The organism is Phycicoccus sp. M110.8 (assembly GCF_032464895.1).
Taxonomy (GTDB): Bacteria; Actinomycetota; Actinomycetes; order Actinomycetales; family Dermatophilaceae; genus Pedococcus.
On the sequence record NZ_JAWDIC010000001.1, the window covers coordinates 1,343,515 to 1,360,660 of the forward strand.

17 protein-coding genes are annotated in these 17,146 nt (G+C 73.0%); 7 read left to right on the forward strand and 10 right to left on the reverse strand.

Annotation, left to right across the window (positions count from 1 at the left end):
- Positions 1–93: 93 nt before the first annotated feature.
- From RKE38_RS06330 to RKE38_RS06340, 3 genes are read right to left on the reverse strand one after another with little or no spacing between them, the layout of a single operon-like run.
- Positions 94–1,572, reverse strand: a complete 1,479-nt coding sequence (locus RKE38_RS06330; protein WP_316006601.1) for a threonine/serine exporter ThrE family protein — start codon at positions 1,570–1,572, stop codon at positions 94–96.
- Positions 1,572–3,329 carry a serine/threonine-protein kinase gene (locus tag RKE38_RS06335; RefSeq protein WP_316006602.1) on the reverse strand — a complete coding sequence of 586 codons (1,758 nt, stop codon included), beginning with the start codon at positions 3,327–3,329 and terminating at the stop codon, positions 1,572–1,574. The genes RKE38_RS06330 and RKE38_RS06335 overlap by 1 nt, the downstream gene beginning before the upstream one ends.
- 59 nt (positions 3,330–3,388) lie before the next feature.
- Entirely contained in the window at positions 3,389–3,817 is a 429-nt protein-coding gene (locus tag RKE38_RS06340) for a CBS domain-containing protein (RefSeq protein ID WP_316006603.1), read from the reverse strand.
- Between the two features lie 76 nt (positions 3,818–3,893).
- Between RKE38_RS06340 and RKE38_RS06345 the strand changes: the two genes are divergently transcribed.
- Both RKE38_RS06345 and otsB read left to right on the forward strand, forming a co-directional pair.
- Positions 3,894–5,429, forward strand: coding sequence for a trehalose-6-phosphate synthase (locus RKE38_RS06345; RefSeq protein WP_316006604.1), 1,536 nt, complete (start codon positions 3,894–3,896; stop codon positions 5,427–5,429).
- Positions 5,429–6,196, forward strand: coding sequence for a trehalose-phosphatase (gene otsB, locus RKE38_RS06350; protein WP_316006605.1), 768 nt, complete (start codon positions 5,429–5,431; stop codon positions 6,194–6,196). Before RKE38_RS06345 ends, otsB begins: the two co-directional genes overlap by 1 nt.
- A 72-nt stretch (positions 6,197–6,268) precedes the next feature.
- Here otsB and RKE38_RS06355 read toward each other — a convergent pair whose 3' ends face one another.
- Complete coding sequence (locus RKE38_RS06355) at positions 6,269–7,282, reverse strand: LacI family DNA-binding transcriptional regulator (protein ID WP_310151054.1); 1,014 nt, start codon at positions 7,280–7,282, stop codon at positions 6,269–6,271.
- Positions 7,283–7,535: 253 nt separating this feature from the next.
- On the opposite strand from RKE38_RS06355, the gene RKE38_RS06360 reads away from it, so the two are divergent.
- The 3 genes from RKE38_RS06360 to RKE38_RS06370 all read left to right on the forward strand — a co-directional run bounded on the left by RKE38_RS06360 (position 7,536) and on the right by RKE38_RS06370 (position 10,682).
- On the forward strand, positions 7,536–8,645 hold the full coding sequence (locus RKE38_RS06360) for a sn-glycerol-3-phosphate ABC transporter ATP-binding protein UgpC (RefSeq protein ID WP_316006606.1): 1,110 nt from the start codon (positions 7,536–7,538) through the stop codon (positions 8,643–8,645).
- Between the two features lie 78 nt (positions 8,646–8,723).
- Positions 8,724–9,989, forward strand: a complete 1,266-nt coding sequence (locus tag RKE38_RS06365) for a DUF4032 domain-containing protein (protein WP_316006607.1) — start codon at positions 8,724–8,726, stop codon at positions 9,987–9,989.
- Positions 9,990–10,055: 66 nt separating this feature from the next.
- Positions 10,056–10,682, forward strand: coding sequence for an RDD family protein (locus tag RKE38_RS06370; RefSeq protein ID WP_316006608.1), 627 nt, complete (start codon positions 10,056–10,058; stop codon positions 10,680–10,682).
- Between the two features lie 49 nt (positions 10,683–10,731).
- Here the strand turns inward: RKE38_RS06370 and RKE38_RS06375 are convergent, their stop codons facing one another.
- The 4 genes from RKE38_RS06375 to cysS form a co-directional block, all read right to left on the reverse strand.
- Positions 10,732–11,178, reverse strand: a complete 447-nt coding sequence (locus RKE38_RS06375) for a DUF2752 domain-containing protein (protein ID WP_316006609.1) — start codon at positions 11,176–11,178, stop codon at positions 10,732–10,734.
- A gap of 10 nt (positions 11,179–11,188) precedes the next feature.
- Entirely contained in the window at positions 11,189–11,578 is a 390-nt protein-coding gene (locus RKE38_RS06380; RefSeq protein ID WP_316006610.1) for a CD225/dispanin family protein, read from the reverse strand.
- Between the two features lie 151 nt (positions 11,579–11,729).
- Positions 11,730–12,719, reverse strand: a complete 990-nt coding sequence (gene rlmB, locus RKE38_RS06385) for a 23S rRNA (guanosine(2251)-2'-O)-methyltransferase RlmB (protein ID WP_316006611.1) — start codon at positions 12,717–12,719, stop codon at positions 11,730–11,732.
- Positions 12,719–14,173: a cysteine--tRNA ligase gene (gene cysS / locus RKE38_RS06390; RefSeq protein WP_316006612.1), complete on the reverse strand. Its 1,455-nt coding sequence runs from the start codon at positions 14,171–14,173 to the stop codon at positions 12,719–12,721. The genes rlmB and cysS overlap by 1 nt, the downstream gene beginning before the upstream one ends.
- A gap of 70 nt (positions 14,174–14,243) precedes the next feature.
- On the opposite strand from cysS, the gene RKE38_RS06395 reads away from it, so the two are divergent.
- Together RKE38_RS06395 and RKE38_RS06400 are read left to right on the forward strand one after the other, a co-directional pair.
- The gene (locus tag RKE38_RS06395; RefSeq protein ID WP_316006613.1) at positions 14,244–14,654 is read left to right on the forward strand and encodes a hypothetical protein; all 411 of its coding nucleotides are present in this window, start codon (positions 14,244–14,246) and stop codon (positions 14,652–14,654) included.
- Positions 14,655–14,731: 77 nt separating this feature from the next.
- Positions 14,732–15,235: a phosphatase PAP2 family protein gene (locus RKE38_RS06400; protein ID WP_316006614.1), complete on the forward strand. Its 504-nt coding sequence runs from the start codon at positions 14,732–14,734 to the stop codon at positions 15,233–15,235.
- A 68-nt stretch (positions 15,236–15,303) separates the two neighbouring features.
- Here the strand turns inward: RKE38_RS06400 and RKE38_RS06405 are convergent, their stop codons facing one another.
- Positions 15,304–15,972 carry an MBL fold metallo-hydrolase gene (locus RKE38_RS06405; RefSeq protein WP_316006615.1) on the reverse strand — a complete coding sequence of 223 codons (669 nt, stop codon included), beginning with the start codon at positions 15,970–15,972 and terminating at the stop codon, positions 15,304–15,306.
- Positions 15,969–17,057: an S-(hydroxymethyl)mycothiol dehydrogenase gene (locus RKE38_RS06410; RefSeq protein WP_316006616.1), complete on the reverse strand. Its 1,089-nt coding sequence runs from the start codon at positions 17,055–17,057 to the stop codon at positions 15,969–15,971. The genes RKE38_RS06405 and RKE38_RS06410 overlap by 4 nt, the downstream gene beginning before the upstream one ends.
- Between the last annotated feature and the right edge of the window lie 89 nt (positions 17,058–17,146).

Genomic DNA, 17,146 nt, shown 5'->3' on the forward strand with positions numbered 1-17,146 from the left:
GTGGCGGGCGCCGGGAGGCGCACTCGTCAAAGGTAGATAGGTCACGGGAAGGTCACAAGCCCGTGACGACATATCAGCCGAACGGCTGAGGACTTATCTGGACCGCACGCGCCTTTTCTGGACAATTCGCCGGTCGAAAGGGGCTCCCAGGTAGTCCCCGAGGACGGTCCCGGCGGCGATCGCCAGCAACACGGCCATCGCGCCGAGCAGTGTCGTGAGACCTCCCTGCAGGGACAGCGTGCCGGAGTCGACCTTCGAGCCGTTGACCATCTCGTAGAGCCCGCGGAAGATCGCCAGGCCGGGCAGCAGGCCGTACGACGCCGGCACGACGAGCACCATCGCGGGTGCGCGCAGCCACTGTCCCAGCACCCGGCCGAGCGCCCCCAGGACCGTCGCCGCCGCGCCTGCCGCGGCCAGCGGCCCGAGCCCGTCCACCTTGCTGACGAGCAGCGAGAGGATCGCGGCCACGGCGCACAGCAACCCGGCCCAGACGACCAGGCCCCGCCGGCTGCGCAGCGACAGCGCCCCGGCCAGGCCGACCACGAAGGCGCCGGCGACCGCGGTGACGACAGGGGCGGAGTACTGCCGGGTGGAGACGATGGAGGGGTTCACCAGCCGCAGGTCGAGGGCGTGCGTGATCGCAAGGGTGACGGCAAGCCCGGTGGCCACCCCGAGGATGATGCCGGCGGTCGTGAGGAACACGCCGAACATGCGACCGGCACCGGTCACCGAGTAGCCGGAGATGGCGTCCTCGAAGGCCGACGCGACCGTGCGCCCCGGCAGGAGCACGGTGATGCCACCGGCCACGACGTACGCGAACTCGGTCGACGAGACCGGCACCCAGCCGACCGCACCCAGGCTGAAGGCCGCCCACGCCACCGCCGTCGCGAGGAACCCGCCGACCGCGCACTGGTAGAAGTCCGGGAGGCCCGCGCGCCCCAGCGAGCGGGCGGCATACCCCACGAGCAGGCCCGCTCCCCCGGCCACGACGGCGGCCGTCGGCCCGGCACCGAGCATCACGGCGATGGCGGCGGCCAGGACGCCGAGCGCGCCACGCACGGCCCACCGTGGCCAGAACCGCGGGGCCCGCCGGATCTCGCGCAGCCTTGCAGCGGCTGCCTCGCGGTCGTAGCTGCCGGCCACGAGGTTCTCCACGAACTCGTGCACCGCCGCCAGCCGGGCGAAGTCGCGGGTGGAGGACCGGACCACGCGCAGCATGGTCAGCGGCACCCCGGACGGGGACGTGCACTGCACCAGGAGCGACTGCAGGGTGATGTCGACCTCGAGGTTGTCGAGCCCGGCGGCCGCGGCGACCGCCACGACGGAGGCCTCCACCTGGGGCGCCCCGGCGCCGCAGCGCAGCATCAGCTCGCCGACCCGCAGGGCCAGGTCGAGCGACGCACGCGCCTCGCGCTCCTCGGCGACCGCCTGGCGCACCCGGGCGTTGCGGTAGGGCGTGTGGCGCAACGAGTCGACCATCGAGACGGTCTCGGTGACCTCCTCGCCCCGCCAAATCCGGCTGTGCCGCAGCGCAGGTCGGCGTGGCCGCGCCGGACGTGTCCCCTCGGTCATCAGCGGAGCGCGACCCCGCTCGGCAGCAGCCCGGCCGGCGACTGCGTGGGCCACCAGTCGGGCTGGCCCGCGTGCTGCAGGCTCCACAGCGCGCACCCGGCCGCGACGACGAGCGACAGGGCGACGACCACCTGTGCGGCCCGGGGACCCCGGCTGACGCCGCGGACGATGCTGCGCGAGCCGCGGCGCAGGCCTGAGCCGCCGGGACCCCACCACGCCATGAGGGCCGCGAGCGCACCCCCGACCGCGAGGGGCAGGGCCGCCTGCGGCTGGGGCGAACCGCCCACGACGGCAACGGTCGCGAGCGCGGCGCTGAACACGGCGCACACCCCCACCACGAGCGGCAGCAGGGCGCTGACGACCGTCGCCACGGCGCCGACCACGAGGTGCCACGGGCTGGCCACGACCGCGATCGGCACGTCGGACCGGCGGCGCCCGTGGTGGTAGCGGCGGACGACGAGCGAGGTGACGGACCGGTCCGCGGTCCGGGCGGCCCACGACCAGAGGAGCGCGACGACCCCGGCGACCACCGGGAAGACCGCGGTCGCCGCGACGACGGCGAGGAGCAGGGCCAGCAGGGTTCCCGTGCGCTGGGGACGGTCGATGCGGGGGTCCGGCTCACCCGGGCCGCCCTGCCAGGCGGCCTGCCAGTCCGAGACCTCCTGGTCGTCCTCCCACGGCACGAGCTCGCCCGGCTCGTCCCAGGCCTGCTGCTGGGCGACCTGCCCCTGGTACCACTGGCCCGCGGGCTGCGCCGGCGGCTGGAAGCGGGGAGCGGCAGCCGGTTCGCCCGGCGACCCCGCCGCGGCCCCGGGCACGGCCGCACCCGGACCGACCTCGGGGCGTTCCCAGCGCGCCGTCGGGCGCTGCTCGAGCACCTGTGTGCCCCGGACCGGCTCGGGCAGGGCCTCGGTGACCGGCTGGCCGGAGGCGTACCGCTCGAGCGCGTCCAGGACCTCGTCGATGTCGGGGCGCTCGCGCGGCACGGGCGAGAGGGCGGCGTGCAGCAGGGGCGCCAGCCGCGGGTCCACACCGGTGAGGTCGGCCTCGCCCCGGCTCACCCGCGACAGGACGAGGTCCATCGGCCCGCGCCCGAACGGCGGGGCGCCGCTCGCGGCGAACGCCAGGGTGGCCGCCCAGCCCCACCAGTCGGTGGCCTCGGTCACCGGGGCACCCTCGACCACCTCGGGCGAGAGGTACCCGGGCGTGCCCATGACGAGCCCGGTCATCGTGATGCGGACGTCGTCGGCCACGTGGGCGATCCCGAAGTCGATGAGGACCGGCTCGTCGTCGAGCATGAGGACGTTGCCCGGCTTGAGGTCGCGGTGGATGACGTCGGCCGAGTGGATCGCGTCGAGCGCCTCGGCCAGGCCGCGGCCGAGCTGCAGCAGCTGCTCGCCCCGCACCGGTCCGTGCTCCTTGACGACCTCGTCGAGCGGGGGCCCCGGCACGTAGCGCGTGACGAGGAACGGCCGCTCGCCGTCGAGGTCGGCGTCGATGACCGTCGCCACCCGCGGGTCCTCGATCCGTCGCAGCACGTCGACCTCGCGGGCCAGCCGGGCCCGGGCGTCGCGGTCGTGCGCGACGTGCGGGCGCAGCAGCTTGAGGGCCACCGCCCTGCCGTGGGGGTCCAGCGCGAGGTGTACGACGCCCATGCCGCCCTCGCCGAGCTGGGAGATGACGCGGTAGGGGCCGATGCGGGTCTGGTCGGGCAGCCCGCGGCCGCCGTCGCTCCCCTGGATGGCCTCGGTGGTCACCTCCCTACGGTAAGGGACCGGGCGGGAGGTTTCGGTGAGGCTGCGACCCGGGTGCTGGGCTACTGCTGGATGTACCCGACCAGCTGGTCGCGCTCGGCCTGCAGCTCGTCGATCCGGTTCTTGACGATGTCGCCGATGCTGACGATGGCGTGCAGCCGGCCGTCGACGACCACGGGCACGTGCCGGATGCGCTTGTCGGTCATCGTGCGCGCGAGCTCCTCGATGGGGGTGTCGGGGTCGCAGGTGGTGACGTCGGCGGTCATGATCGAGGAGATCGCTGCCTTGACGACGTCCGGGCCGTCGCTGTGCAGGTGCCGCACGACGTCGCGCTCGCTCACGATGCCGGCGACGGACTGGCCGTCCTCGCTCACGACGACGGCACCGATGCGGTGGTCGGCGAGGAGCCGGAGCAGCCGCTCCACGGTCTCGTCGGGACGGACGGTGACGACCTCGTCACCCTTGCGGCGCACCACATCCGAGATCCTCATGCACAGACCGTAGACCCGCGCCACGAGCGACCGCTAGGGGAAGCCGCATAGGGTGGTCGCAGCCGATGACGACCCCGTGGAGTTGAGTGCCGTGCCCCGCAGCCGCAAGACCTTCGACCTGGTGGTCGCTGCCAACCGACTGCCCGTGGACCGGGTGGTGGAGCCCGACGGCAGCTCCTCGTGGCGCACCAGCCCGGGCGGCCTGGTGACCGCCATGGAGTCGGTGATGAAGGGTCGCGACGGTGCCTGGGTCGGCTGGGCCGGCGAGGCCGGGGACGCCCCCGAGCCGTTCTCCGAGCACGGCATGTTCCTGCGGCCGGTGCCGCTGTCCGCGCAGGAGGTCGCCGAGTACTACGAGGGCTTCAGCAACGACACCCTGTGGCCGATCTACCACGACGTCATCGTCCCGGCGTCCTTCCACCGCCAGTGGTATGCCGCGTACGAGCGCGTGAACCGGCGGTTCGCCGAGGCGATCGTCGAGGTCGCCGAGCAGGGCGCGACGGTGTGGGTGCACGACTACCAGCTGCAGCTGGTGCCGGCGATGGTGCGCGAGCTGCGGCCCGACGTGCGGATCGGCTGGTTCGACCACATCCCCTTCCCGCCCGTGGAGCTGTTCGCCCAGCTGCCGTGGCGCAAGGCGGTGCTCGAGGGACTGCTCGGTGCGGACTACCTGGGCTTCCAGCGGGTCGCCGACGCGCAGAACTTCGTCCGGGCCTGCCGCCAGCTGCTCGGCCTCCCGACGAAGGGCGACGTCGTCGCGGTGTCCCGCGCCGAGGACGCCCGCCGCGTGCGCGCCAGCGCCGTCCCCATCTCCATCGACTTCGCCGGCCTGGAGGAGAACGCCCGCCGTCCCGAGACCGCGGTCCGGGCCAAGGAGATCCGCGAGTCGCTGGGCAACCCCAAGACGCTGATCCTCGGCGTGGACCGGCTCGACTACACCAAGGGCATCGGCCACCGGATCAAGGCCTACGGCGAGCTGCTGGCGGAGGACAAGGTCGCGCCCCCGGACGAGGTGTTCGTCCAGGTGGCCACGCCGAGCCGCGAGCGCGTCGCGGCATACCAGGCACTCCGCCAGGAGATCGAGGGCGAGGTCGGGCGGCTCAACGGCGAGTTCAGCCGGATCGGGGCCCCTGCGGTGCACTACCTGCACCACTCCTACCCCCGCGAGGAGATGGCGGCCCTCTACCTCGCCGCCGACGTGCTGCTGGTGACGCCGCTGCGCGACGGGATGAACCTCGTGGCGAAGGAGTACGTCACGTGCCGGTACGACGAGGGCGGCGCGCTGGTGCTGTCCGAGTTCACCGGCGCGTTCCACGAGCTGCACCAGGCGTTCGTGGTGAACCCCCACGACATCGCTGGTCTCAAGCAGACGATCATGCGGGCGATCGAGACCCCCGACAAGGAGAAGCGCCGCCTCATGCGCGCCATGCGGCGCCGGGTGGCGGACCACGACGTCCAGCGGTGGGCGGCGCGGTTCCTCGAGAACCTCGAGACCGCCCCGGAGCGGCCGCAGCGGACCGCACGCGAGCAGCGCGCCGACGACGCGCATGCCGCCGCCGACCGCACCGCGTGCGAACGGCACAACGCGACCCGCCCCTCGGTCGCCCGCTGATGGCCCTGCCCACCGCGGTCGCCGACGCCCTCGCCACCGCGGCGAGGGCGGGGTCGCTCGTCGTCGCCACCGACTTCGACGGCGTGCTCGCGCCGCTGGTCCTCGACCCGTCGACCTCGCGCCCCCTCCCGGGCACCGTGGAGTCCCTGCGGGCGCTGGCCGGGACGCCCGACACGTATGCCGCGGTGGTGAGCGGGCGCGACCTGGCCACCCTCGCCGCGCTGACCGGGATCGAGGACGCGGCAGTCACGCTGGTCGGCAGCCACGGCGCGGAGTCCAGCGACGAAGCCGCCGGCAGCGCCCTGGGCGAGGACGAGCGCGAGACGCTCGAGCGGCTCACCGTCGACCTCGAGCAGCTGCGCGAGGAGCTCCCTGACGTTCGCCTGGAGACCAAGCCCAGCGCGGTGGTCGCGCACACCCGGGGGATGGACGCCGACGCGGCGGCGCGCGCCGAGCAGTCGGTGCTCGAGGTCGCGGCCCGCCACGACGGGGTCCGCGTGATGCAGGGTAAGCACGTGGTGGAGATGAGCGTCCACGACGCCGACAAGGGGACGGCCCTCACCGGGCTGCGGGACCGGGTCGGCGCGGACGTCCTCGTCTACTTCGGCGACGACGTCACCGACGAGGACGTCTTCACCCGTCTGCGCGACGGCGACGTGGGCGTCAAGGTCGGCGACGGCGACACGGCCGCCGGCTGGCGGGTCGAGGAGCCACAGGACGTGGCGGACGCCCTGGCCCTGCTGGCCGACGTGCGCCGTTCGCGCTGAGCCCGACGCCTCGCGGGTCGCGCCCTCGCACCGCCATCCGCGGCTCAGAGCCCCTGGCCCGTCACCCGCGGCTCAGCGACCGGGGGCCGCCCCCGTGGACCCGCGGACGACGAGCTCGGGCCGGAAGACGTACTCGGCCCGCGGCGCCGGCTCCCCCGCGATCTCGTCGAGCAGTGCACGGACCGCGGCCTCGGACATGGCCTGCACGCTCTGGCGCACGGTCGTGAGTGGCGGGTCGGTGAACGGGATCAGCGGGCTGTCGTCGTAGCCGACCACCGAGAAGTCCTCGGGCACCCGCCGACCGGCACGGCGCGCGGCGCGGATGGCACCGAGGGCCATGAGGTCGGACCCGCAGACGACGGCGGTGCACCCGCGCTCCATGAGCCGTGCCGCGGCGGTGTCGCCCCCCTCGACCGAGAACAGCGTCCGCTCGATCAGCTCCTCGACGTCGTCGCGGCCGAGCAGCGAGCGCATCGAGCGGCGGAAGCCCTCGATCTTGCGGATGACGGGCACGAACCGGTCGGGGCCGACCGCCAGGCCGATCTGCGTGTGGCCGAGCTGGACGAGGTGGGACAACGCCAGGTCCATCGACGCGACGTCGTCGTTCGAGATGAAGGGCGCGTCGATGCCCTCGTGGTAGCCGTTGACGAGCACGATCGGCAGCCCGCGCTCACGCAGGGCCGTGTAGCGCTCCGGGTCGGTGGTGACGTCCGCGTGCTGGCCTGAGACGTAGATGATTCCGGCCACGCCGCGGTCGAGGAGCATCTGCACGTACTCGTCCTCGTGCACGCCGCCGGGGGTCTGGGTGCACAGGACCGGGGTGAACTGGTGGCGGGCCAGGGCCGTCTCGATGATCTGGGCGAACGCCGGGAAGATGGGGTTGGTCAGCTCCGGGACCACGAGCCCGACGAGGTCGGCGGTTTTGCGCCGCAACCGGGACGGCCGGTCGTAGCCGAGGATGTCGAGGGAGGTGAGCACCGCCTCGCGGGTCGTCTCGCTGACACCGGGCTTGCCGTTGAGCACCCGGCTGACCGTCGCCTCGCTGACCTCCGCGTGTGCCGCGATGTCGGCCAACCTCGCCTTCATGCGCAAAACCTAGCAAGGCCGTGCAAGAAATTTCGGGCGCCCCGCCAAACCGTCCACCGCACGGACAGGCGGCCCGCGCGCCGCAGGAGTGCGTAAACGTTTCCACCATGCGGGACCGCCGTCGCGGACGGTGGTCAAAACCGTCGCCGTCGGCCAGACTGAGCCCACCCGCGCACACCGACGTCCGCGGGTGTTCCACCTTTACAACGGATCGTCCGGCACGTTCCTGCCGGTGAAGGAAGGCAAAGACGCCATGGCAACTGTGAAGTTCGACGAGGCCACCCGCCTCTACCCGGGCAACGACAAGCCCTCGGTCGACCGGCTCAACATCGACATCGAGGACGGCGAGTTCCTCGTCCTGGTCGGCCCGTCCGGCTGCGGCAAGTCCACCTCCCTGCGCATGCTCGCGGGTCTCGAGGAGGTCAACGCCGGCAAGATCTGGATCGGCGACCGCGACGTCACCAACCTGTCCCCCAAGGACCGGGACGTCGCGATGGTCTTCCAGAACTACGCGCTCTACCCGCACATGACGGTGGCCGACAACATGGGCTTCGCGCTCAAGATCGCCGGCGTCGACAAGGCCGAGATCCGCAAGCGCGTCGAGGAGGCCGCGAAGATCCTCGACCTGCAGCCCTACCTCGAGCGCAAGCCGAAGGCCCTGTCCGGTGGCCAGCGCCAGCGCGTCGCCATGGGCCGTGCGATCGTCCGCTCCCCGCAGGTGTTCCTCATGGACGAGCCGCTGTCGAACCTCGACGCCAAGCTCCGCGTCCAGACGCGCACCCAGATCGCCTCGCTGCAGCGCCGCCTCGGCGTCACCACGGTCTACGTCACCCACGACCAGGTCGAGGCCATGACCATGGGCGACCGCGTGGCGGTCCTCAAGGACGGCATCCTCCAGCAGGTCGACACCCCGCGGCGGATGTACGACCACCCGAACAACGTCTTCGTCGCCGGCTTCATCGGCTCCCCGGCCATGAACCTGCTCGACGTCGACATCGCCGACGGCGGCGTCTCCGTCGGTGGCTCGCAGATCCCGATCGAGCGCGACCGGCTCAGCGGCGCCTCGGGCAAGAACGTCACCCTGGGCGTCCGCCCGGAGGACCTCGAGCTCACCACCGAGGGCCAGGGCATCCCCGTCACCGTGGACGTCGTCGAGGAGCTGGGCGCCGACGCGTACATCTACGGCTCGACCAAGGCCCACCAGCACGTCGACGAGGAGGACAGCGACGCGCCGGAGAAGCCCTTCATCGCCCGCGTCGACGGCCGGCGTCCCCCGGCCAAGGGCGAGACGGTCTTCCTCGCGCCGAAGGCCGGCCACGTGCACCTCTTCGACGCTGCCGACGGCCAGCGCCTCGGCGACTGACCGATCCCTCGTATGCCGTGTGGCCGGCTCCCGCACCGGGGGCCGGCCACACGCGTCTTCCCGGAAGGGTGAGCTCCCATGGCCCTGTCCATCACCACCTCGCGCCCCGACCCCGCGCTGCTCGACCTGCCCTGGGACCTGCCGCTGGAGACCTGGCCCGACGAGTACCTTGCGGCCCTGCCCCGCGGCATCTCGCGGCACGTGGTCCGCTTCGTCAAGCTCTCCGGCCGGGTCCTGGCCGTCAAGGAGATCAAGGACGAGCTGGCCACCCGTGAGTACCAGATGCTGCGGATGCTCGACCGGCTCGACCTCCCCACGGTCGAGCCGTTCGGCGTCGTCAGCGGCCGGGTCGGCCGGGACGGCCAGCCGCTCGACGCCTGCCTGGTGACGCGGCACCTGCAGTTCTCCCTGCCGTACCGCGCGCTGTTCAGCCAGTCGCTGCGCGCGGACACCTCCACCCGCCTCATCGACGCCCTCGCCGTCCTCCTGGTCCGCCTGCACCTCACCGGCTTCTGGTGGGGTGACGTGTCCCTGTCCAACACGCTGTTCCGGCGCGACGCGGGCGCGTTCGCGGCATACCTCGTGGACGCGGAGACGGGTGAGCTGCACCAGTCCCTCACCGACGGGCAGCGCGAGCACGACCTGGACATCGCCCGCGTCAACATCGCCGGCGAGCTCATGGACCTCGAGGCCGGCGGCATGCTCCCCGAGGGGGCGGACCCGGTCGACACGTCGAACCAGATCGTCACCCGGTACACCGAGCTGTGGGCGGAGCTGACGGGGCAGGAGCGGTTCGAGCGCGGCGACCGGTGGCGGGTCGACGAGCGCATCCGCCGGCTCAACGAGCTCGGCTTCGACGTCGACGAGCTGGCCATCTCCACGGACTTCGACGGCACCCACATCCAGATCCAGCCCAAGGTCGTCGACGCCGGCCACCACTCGCGGCGGCTGCTGCGGCTCACCGGCCTGGACGTCGAGGAGAACCAGGCGCGCCGGCTGCTCAACGACCTCGACTCCTACCGGGCCGGCACGGACCGCCAGAACGACGACGAGGAGATCGTCGCCCACGACTGGCTGGCGAAGATCTACGAGCCCGTCACGCGCCGCGTGCCGCGGGACCTGGCCGGCAAGCTCGAGCCCGCGGAGCTGTTCCACGAGGTGCTCGAGCACCGCTGGTACATGTCCGAGCGGGCGGGGCACGACGTGCCCATCGAGGACGCGCTCGCCGACTACGTCGCGACGGTGCTGCCCGGCAAGCCCGACGAGGCCACCGTGGTCGGCGTGGACACCGTGGAGATGCCGGTGCTCGCGATGTTCGACGACGAGCAGGCCAGCCGGTCCTGACCTGCCCCTGAGCGCGGCCCGCGGTCGCTAGGCTGGCGCGCGACGTCCGACGACCAGGGGGATCCCGTGACCGACCAGCCCACGCAGGACCAGCAACCCGCGCAGGGGTACGCGCCGGCGGCATACCCGCAGCAGCCCGGCCAGCCGCAGCAGGCGAGCTACCCGCCGCCCGGCTTCCCGGGGCAGGCTGCACCGTCCGAGCCGTGGGGGCCGCTCGCGAACTGGGGCACCCGCGTCGCCGCATCGCTCCTGGACGGCCTGCTGTCGCTGGTGGGATTCGTCTTCTACGTCGTGGGGATCCCGCTGATCGTGGCAGGCTCCCCCCGCAACTCCTTCGACACCACGACGGGCACCTACGAGACCACGAGGGCGGCGCACACCGGCCTGCTGGTGCTCGGGTTCGTCTTCATAGGGCTTGGCATCGTCGCCATCGTCGCGATCCACCTGTGGAACCGGGTGTTCCGGATGGGCCGCACCGGCCAGAGCGTCGGGAAGAGGGTCATGGGGATCCGGCTGGTCGAGGAGCACACCGGCCGGCCGATGGGGGCGGGGATGTGCTTCGTGCGCGAGATCGCGCACACGCTCGACCAGTTCTTCTACCTCGGCTACCTGTGGCCGCTGTGGGACCCCAAGCGGCAGACGTTCGCGGACAAGATCCTGTCCACGGTCGTCGTCGAGGTCCCCAAGTCCTGACCAGGGGCGGCGGGGCAGTCGCCTCTCTGCGCCCCGGGGTCGCGAGGGGTCAGGCCGGGGAGAGCCAGGTCGTGCCCGGCAGGTTGCGCACGACCCAGAAGACCAGGACGAGCGCGAGCAGGCCGTAGAGCAGCCACGCCGGCGCGACCCACGAGCGCGGGCGTCCCTGCCAGAGCCGGCGCACCCACACGACGTACCCGACGAGCAGGCCGGCCGTCGCGAGGACGGTGAGGGGGTTGCGTGCCATGGCCGTCGCCACGTCGCCGTGCGCGAGGGCGTGCAGCGCCCGCAGCGACCCGCACCCCGGGCACCAGTAGCCGGTCATCGCGAGGAACGGACAGGTCGGGTAGTGCCCCGGCTGGTTCGGGTCGACGACGCCGACGGTGGCGAGGACCGCCGCAGCGGTGCCTGCGGCCAGCAGGGGCAGGCGCAGCGCCCCGTACCGACGAGCGCGGGGCTCGGCGGCGACGGGGCGCTGTGCCACTGAGGTGGTCATGGGACCAGGGTCAGCTGTTGCCCAGGTTGGGCAGGACGAACGCGGCGTAGGCGCCGTTCACGACGACACCCACGACGGCCGCGATGATCGCGAACCGCTTCGCCTTGGCGGAGCTGTCCTGCGCCCCGGCGTGGTCACCGGAGTTCCACTTGCCGTTGACCTGCGCGGCGAACACGATCGACGCGATGCCGAACGGGAGGCAGCAGAAGATGGTCGACAGGATCGCCCACACGAGGTAGTTCGGCGGCGGGGTCCCCTGGACGCCACCGGCCTCGTAGCTCGGCGCCGGCGGCGGGGCGCCGTACCCACCACCCTGTCCGGGCGGCGGCGGAGCACCGTAGCCACCCCCCTGGCCCGAACCGGGCGGCGGCGGAGGCGGCGGCGTGGCGTTGTCAGACATGAAGATCCCTTCGGTTGCGCCGCTCCCCCTTGGGCGCGACTGCGCAGAACCTATCGGAAAGGACCTTTCGGGTGGCTGAACTCGGGCACCGCGTCTCGCTGCGTCGTTGCCGTGCCGGTCAGCGCGTCGCGCCGCTCCGCCGTCTTGGTGGTCAGCGCGTCGCGCCGCGCCGCCGCCGCGCGACCTCGTACAGCGCCACGCCCGTCGCCACACCGGCGTTGAGGGACTCGACGGCCGAGGACATCGGGATCGAGACGACCTGGTCGCAGGTCTCGCGCACGAGCCGCGACAGGCCCTTGCCCTCCGACCCCGTGACGATGACGATCGGCTCGGTGGCGAGCTCGAGCTCGGGCAATTCGACGTCGCCCTCCATGTCCAGGCCGAGGACGAAGAAGCCGGCCTTGCGGTAGTCCTCCAGCGCGCGGGTCAGGTTCGAGGCCATGGCAACCGGCACCCGGGCCGCGGCACCGGCAGACGTCTTCCAGGCGCTGGCGGTCATGCCCACCGAGCGGCGTTCCGGCACGACGACCCCGTGACCGCCGAACGCCGCGACGGAACGCACGATCGCGCCGAGGTTGCGGGGGTCGGTGATGCCGTCCAGCGCCACGACCAGCGGCACGCCCGGCGCCTCGGGGTCGATGAAGTCGCGCGGGTGCGCGTACTCGTACGGCGGGACCTGCAGCGCGAGGCCCTGGTGCACGGCCCCGTCGGTGAGCCGGTCGAGCTCGCCGCGGGGGGTCTCAAGCACCGGGATGCCGCGGGACGTGGCGGTCTTCAGCGCCTCACGGACGCGGTCGTCGGCGTCGATGCGGCCCGCGACGTACATCGTCGTCACCGGCACCTCGGCGCGCAGCGCCTCGACGACGGAGTTGCGCCCGGCCACGACCTCGCTGGACGCCTTGCCGCCGCTGCGGCGGGTGCTGGCGCCCCGCGACGCCCCACCGGGGCGCGCCGCTGCTGCACCACCGCGCTTGGCGGCGGCCTTGGCCATCTTGTGCGCCTTGTGGGCGGGCCGGTCCTCCGCGCGCGGCGTGGGGCCCTTGCCCTCGAGTCCCCGGCGGCGCTGGCCGCCCGAGCCCACCGTCGGGCCCTTCTTGCCGCCCTTGCGGATCGCGCCGCGGCGCTGAGAGTTGCCGGCCATCAGGAACCGTCCTTCGTGGAGTCTCTGCGCGCGAGCGACCAGTTGGCCCCCGAGGCGGTGTCCTCGATGGCCACGCCGGCCGCCGAGAGCTGGTCGCGGATCGCGTCCGCGGTGGCGAAGTCGCGGGCGGCGCGCGCAGCGGCACGCGCCTCCAGCTGGGCGCCGATGAGCGCGTCGAGGGCTGCCTGCGCCTCGCCGCCGCCGGAGTCGCGCCCACTGCCCCACCGGGGGTCGAGCGGGTTGACGCCCAACAGGTCGGTCATCGCCAGCACCGAGGCGAACGCCTGCTCCAGCGCGACCGTGTCGCCGTCGTCCATGGCCGTGTTGCCCGCGCGGACGGTGTCGTGGACCACCGCGAGCGCGCCGCTCACGTTGAGGTCGTCGTCCATCGCCGCCGCATACGCCTCCGGCACGCGCGTGGGGTCCGGCACCGTGGAGGTGCCGTCGGGCAGCGCCCGCAGCGCACGGGTGAGGAAACCCTCGACCCGCTCGACCGCGGCCTCGGCCTCCTTCAGGGAGCCCTCGTGGTACTCGATCGTCGAGCGGTAGTGGGCCGCCGTGAGGTAGTAGCGGATGGCGAGCGGCCGGGCCACCTTGACGACCTCGGAGACGATGAGCGAGTTGCCGAGCGACTTGCTCATCTTCTCGCCGCCGACGGTGACCCAGGCGTTGTGCAGCCAGTAGCTCGCGAACCCGAGCCCGGCCGCGTGCGACTGCGCCTGCTCGTTCTCGTGGTGCGGGAAGCGCAGGTCGACGCCGCCGCCGTGGATGTCGAAGCTGTCGCCGAGGTACTTGCGGGCCATGGCCGAGCACTCGAGGTGCCAGCCCGGGCGGCCCACCCCGAACGGCGTGGGCCACGAGGCCGACTCGGGCTCGGACTCCTTGCGGCCCTTCCACAGGGCGAAGTCGCGGGGGTCGCGCTTGCCGCGCGGGTCGGCGTCCTGCGCCGCCTCCATGTCCTCGATCCGCTGGTGGGTGAGCGAGCCGTACTCGGGGAAGCTCTGCACGTCGAAGTAGACGTCGCCGCTGTCGTCGGGCGCGGGGTAGGCGTGGCCCTTGTCGACGAGGGTCTCCATCAGGGCGACCATCTCGGGGACGTGCCCGGTGGCCCGCGGCTCGTACGTCGGGGGCAGCACCCCGAGCGCGTCGAGCGCGGCGGTCGTGGCCAGCTCGTTGCGGTAGGACAGGGCGAACCACGGCTCACCCGCCGCAGCCGACTTCGCCAGGATCTTGTCGTCGATGTCGGTGACGTTGCGCACCAGGGTGACGTCGTAGCCGTACCGGCCCACGAGCCAGCGCCGCAGCACGTCGAACGCCACGGCGAACCGCACGTGACCGATGTGGGGCTCGGCCTGGGTGGTGAGTCCGCAGATGTAGATCCCCACCCTGCCGGGCTCCAGCGGGGTGAAGTCGCGCAGCTCACGCGCGGCGGTGTCGAACAGGCGAAGACTCACGCGCGCAAGGCTACCTGCGGGCGCACCCACCCACCGAAACGCTTCCGGCCGCCCACGGGGACGCTACGGTGTGCGCACTCGCACGACCGAGCTCAGGGGGGCCGGGGTGAACCCGTTCGACGTCCGCAGTGTCAACATCCTCGACGTGGCGACCATGGCGGCGATGGCCGTGGCCGCCGCCGTCGTCCTGGCCCGGGGCCGCGGCGCCCCGTGGTCCGTCCTGGGCGGCACGGGCTTCGCCCTGCTTGCCCTGACGCGCCTGGCGAACCTCCTCGTCCTCCAGTGGCTCGTCCGGAGCGACGCCACGCCGATCTACGAGCGGGTCCGCACCCTCCAGCTGCTCAACGGGGCAGTCTCCCTCATCGGCACGATCGGCCTCGCCCTGCTCCTCGCGGCGGTGCTCGCCGGGCGTTCGAGGGCCGCGGCAGGCCCGACGACCACCGGTGCGACGGCACCCGCGGGGTCTTCGCCGCCGGCCTGAGCCGTCCGCCGAGGGCTTGACCCGGCACACAGGAACCTCCAAGGAACCGTCCAGCGCGGTGGACCACGGTGTACGGCGTGGACACCCTGATCCGCCTCACGGCGACCTACGCCCTGTACGCCGTCGCCCTCGTCGCGGCGGTGTCGTGGCTGCGGCCCCCGCGACAGACCAAGGCGCCGTATGCCGTCGCCGCCGTCCTCGCCGCCGGTCTCGTGGGTGTCCTCGTCAAGGTCGCCGGCACGGCGTGGACCGACCCGCGACCGTTCGTCGTCGACCACACCACCCCCCTGATCGCGCACTCGGTCGACAACGGCTTCCCCTCCGACCACACCGCGCTCGCCGCGGCCATCGCGCTGGTCGTCCTCGCCTGGCACCGGCGCACGGGCGTGCTCCTGCTCGTGCTCGCGGCCGTGCTCGGCGCGTCCCGCGTCCTCGCCGGCGTGCACCACGTGCCCGACGTCGCCGCCGGGTATGCCGTGGGCGTCCTGGCCGGGGGCGTCGCCGTCCTGGTGTCGCGCGCGCTTCCGTGGCCCCGCATCGAGGCCCGCGTCCCCCTGCTGAGGGGCGCCCGGGCCACCTAGACCGACCCGGTGGGCGCCCCGGTCTCCCCTGCCGCGCGGCGCCCGCCGGGTCACTCCATGGTCGCGGCTCAGTGGCCGCGGTCCAGCCACTCCTGCAGGTGCGGGGCCTCCGCCGCGATCACGGTGCTGTCGCCGTGCCCGGTCAGCACGACCGTCTCGTCCGGCAGCGTCAGCAGGCGGTCGCGGATCGACGCGACGATCGTCGGGAAGTCGCTGAACGAGCGTCCCGTGGCACCGGGACCACCCTGGAACAGGGTGTCGCCCGTGAAGACGACCCCGAGCTGGGGCACGTAGAAGCTGCAGGCCCCGGGCGTGTGGCCCGGCGTGTGGATCACGTGGAGGTCGGCGTCGCCCACGTGCAGGACGTCGCCGTCGGCCAGCTCGCGGTCCGGGGTGACGGGGTAGAGCTCGTCCCACAGCATCCGGTCGGCCGGGTGCAGGTAGGACGGCGCGCGGGTGGAGTCGCAGACCTCACCCGCGGCGTTGATGTGGTCGTTGTGGCCGTGCGTCAGGAGCACCGCCGTGACGCGGCGCGTGTGCGGGATCGACTTCACGATCGCGCGCCCGTCGTGCGCGGCGTCGATGACGACGCACTCCTTGTCGTCGCCGACGACCCAGACGTTGTTGTCGACCTCCCACGAGCCGCCGTCGAGCTCGAAGGTCCCGGACGTCACGACGCGCTCCACGCGGACTCCGCCGGCGGTCGGGCCGACGTCGGCCAGCAGCTCCGCCGTCATCGCAGCACCACGACGGACCGCAGCACGTCGCCCTTCTCCATCTTCTCGAACGCCGCCTCGACGTCGCCGAGGCCGATCCGCTCGCTGACGAAGGCGTCGAGGTCGAACCGTCCCTGCCGGTACAGGTCGACGAGCATGGGGAAGTCCCGGCTGGGCAGGCAGTCGCCGTACCAGCTCGACTTCAGCGCCCCGCCCCGCCCGAAGACCTCGATCATCGGCAGGGTCACCTGCTTCTCCGGCGTGGGCACGCCCACGAGCACGACCGTGCCGGCGAGGTCGCGCGCGTAGAACGCCTGCTCGTAGGTCTCGGGCCGGCCGACCGCCTCGACCACGACGTCCGCCCCGAAGCCACCGGTCAGCTCGCGCACGCGCTCGACGACGTCCTCGGTGCGGCCGTTCACGGTGTGGGTCGCGCCGAACCGCTTCGCCTGCTCCAGCTTCCGGTCGTCGACGTCGACGGCGATGATCGTCGTCGCTCCCGCCACCTGGGCCCCTGCGATGGCGGCGTTCCCCACGCCGCCGAAACCGATCACCGCGATCGAGTCGCCGCGGCCCACGCCACCGGTGTTGACGGCCGCGCCGAACCCGGCCATGACACCGCAGCCCAGCAGCCCCACCGCCGCCGCGTCGGCCTCCGGGTCGACCTTGGTGCACTGCCCCGCCGCGACGAGCGTCTTCTCGGCGAAGGCGCCGATCCCCAGGGCCGGCGTGAGCTCGGTGCCGTCCGCCAGGGTCATCCTCTGGCGGGCGTTGTGGGTGGCGAAGCAGTACCAGGGCTTCCCCTTGAGGCAGGCCCGGCACTGGCCGCACACCGCCCGCCAGTTGAGGACGACGAAGTCGCCCGGCGCCACCTCGGTCACCCCCTCGCCGACCGCCTCGACCACGCCGGCCGCCTCGTGCCCCAGCAGGAACGGGAACTCGTCGTTGATGCCGCCCTCGCGGTAGTGCAGGTCGGTGTGGCAGACCCCGCACGACTGCACCGCGACGACGGCCTCGCCGGGCCCGGGGTCGGGCACGACGATGTCGACGAGCTCGACCGGCGCGCCCTTGCTCCGGGCGACGACGCCCTTGACGGTCTGCGGCATGGGTTCTCCTTCGGGGTGGCTCCTGTCGCACCGACCCTATGCCGGGTGCGTGCACCCGGCCCGGCGGCCCGGGCTCGTCGCGGGTCGGC

Excerpts from the sequence above, each read along its gene's own strand:
- RKE38_RS06405 (WP_316006615.1), bottom strand. The coding sequence starts at position 15,972 with ATGACGGCGGAGCTGCTGGCCGACGTCGGCCCGACCGCCGGCGGAGTC.
- RKE38_RS06365 (WP_316006607.1), top strand. The coding sequence starts at position 8,724 with ATGGCCCTGTCCATCACCACCTCGCGCCCCGACCCCGCGCTGCTCGAC.
- otsB (WP_316006605.1), top strand. The coding sequence starts at position 5,429 with ATGGCCCTGCCCACCGCGGTCGCCGACGCCCTCGCCACCGCGGCGAGG.
- RKE38_RS06330 (WP_316006601.1), bottom strand. The coding sequence starts at position 1,572 with ATGACCGAGGGGACACGTCCGGCGCGGCCACGCCGACCTGCGCTGCGG.
- RKE38_RS06360 (WP_316006606.1), top strand. The coding sequence starts at position 7,536 with ATGGCAACTGTGAAGTTCGACGAGGCCACCCGCCTCTACCCGGGCAAC.
- RKE38_RS06355 (WP_310151054.1), bottom strand. The coding sequence starts at position 7,282 with ATGAAGGCGAGGTTGGCCGACATCGCGGCACACGCGGAGGTCAGCGAG.
- RKE38_RS06410 (WP_316006616.1), bottom strand. The coding sequence starts at position 17,057 with ATGCCGCAGACCGTCAAGGGCGTCGTCGCCCGGAGCAAGGGCGCGCCG.
- RKE38_RS06340 (WP_316006603.1), bottom strand. The coding sequence starts at position 3,817 with ATGAGGATCTCGGATGTGGTGCGCCGCAAGGGTGACGAGGTCGTCACC.
- RKE38_RS06380 (WP_316006610.1), bottom strand. The coding sequence starts at position 11,578 with ATGTCTGACAACGCCACGCCGCCGCCTCCGCCGCCGCCCGGTTCGGGC.
- RKE38_RS06375 (WP_316006609.1), bottom strand. The coding sequence starts at position 11,178 with ATGACCACCTCAGTGGCACAGCGCCCCGTCGCCGCCGAGCCCCGCGCT.
- rlmB (WP_316006611.1), bottom strand. The coding sequence starts at position 12,719 with ATGGCCGGCAACTCTCAGCGCCGCGGCGCGATCCGCAAGGGCGGCAAG.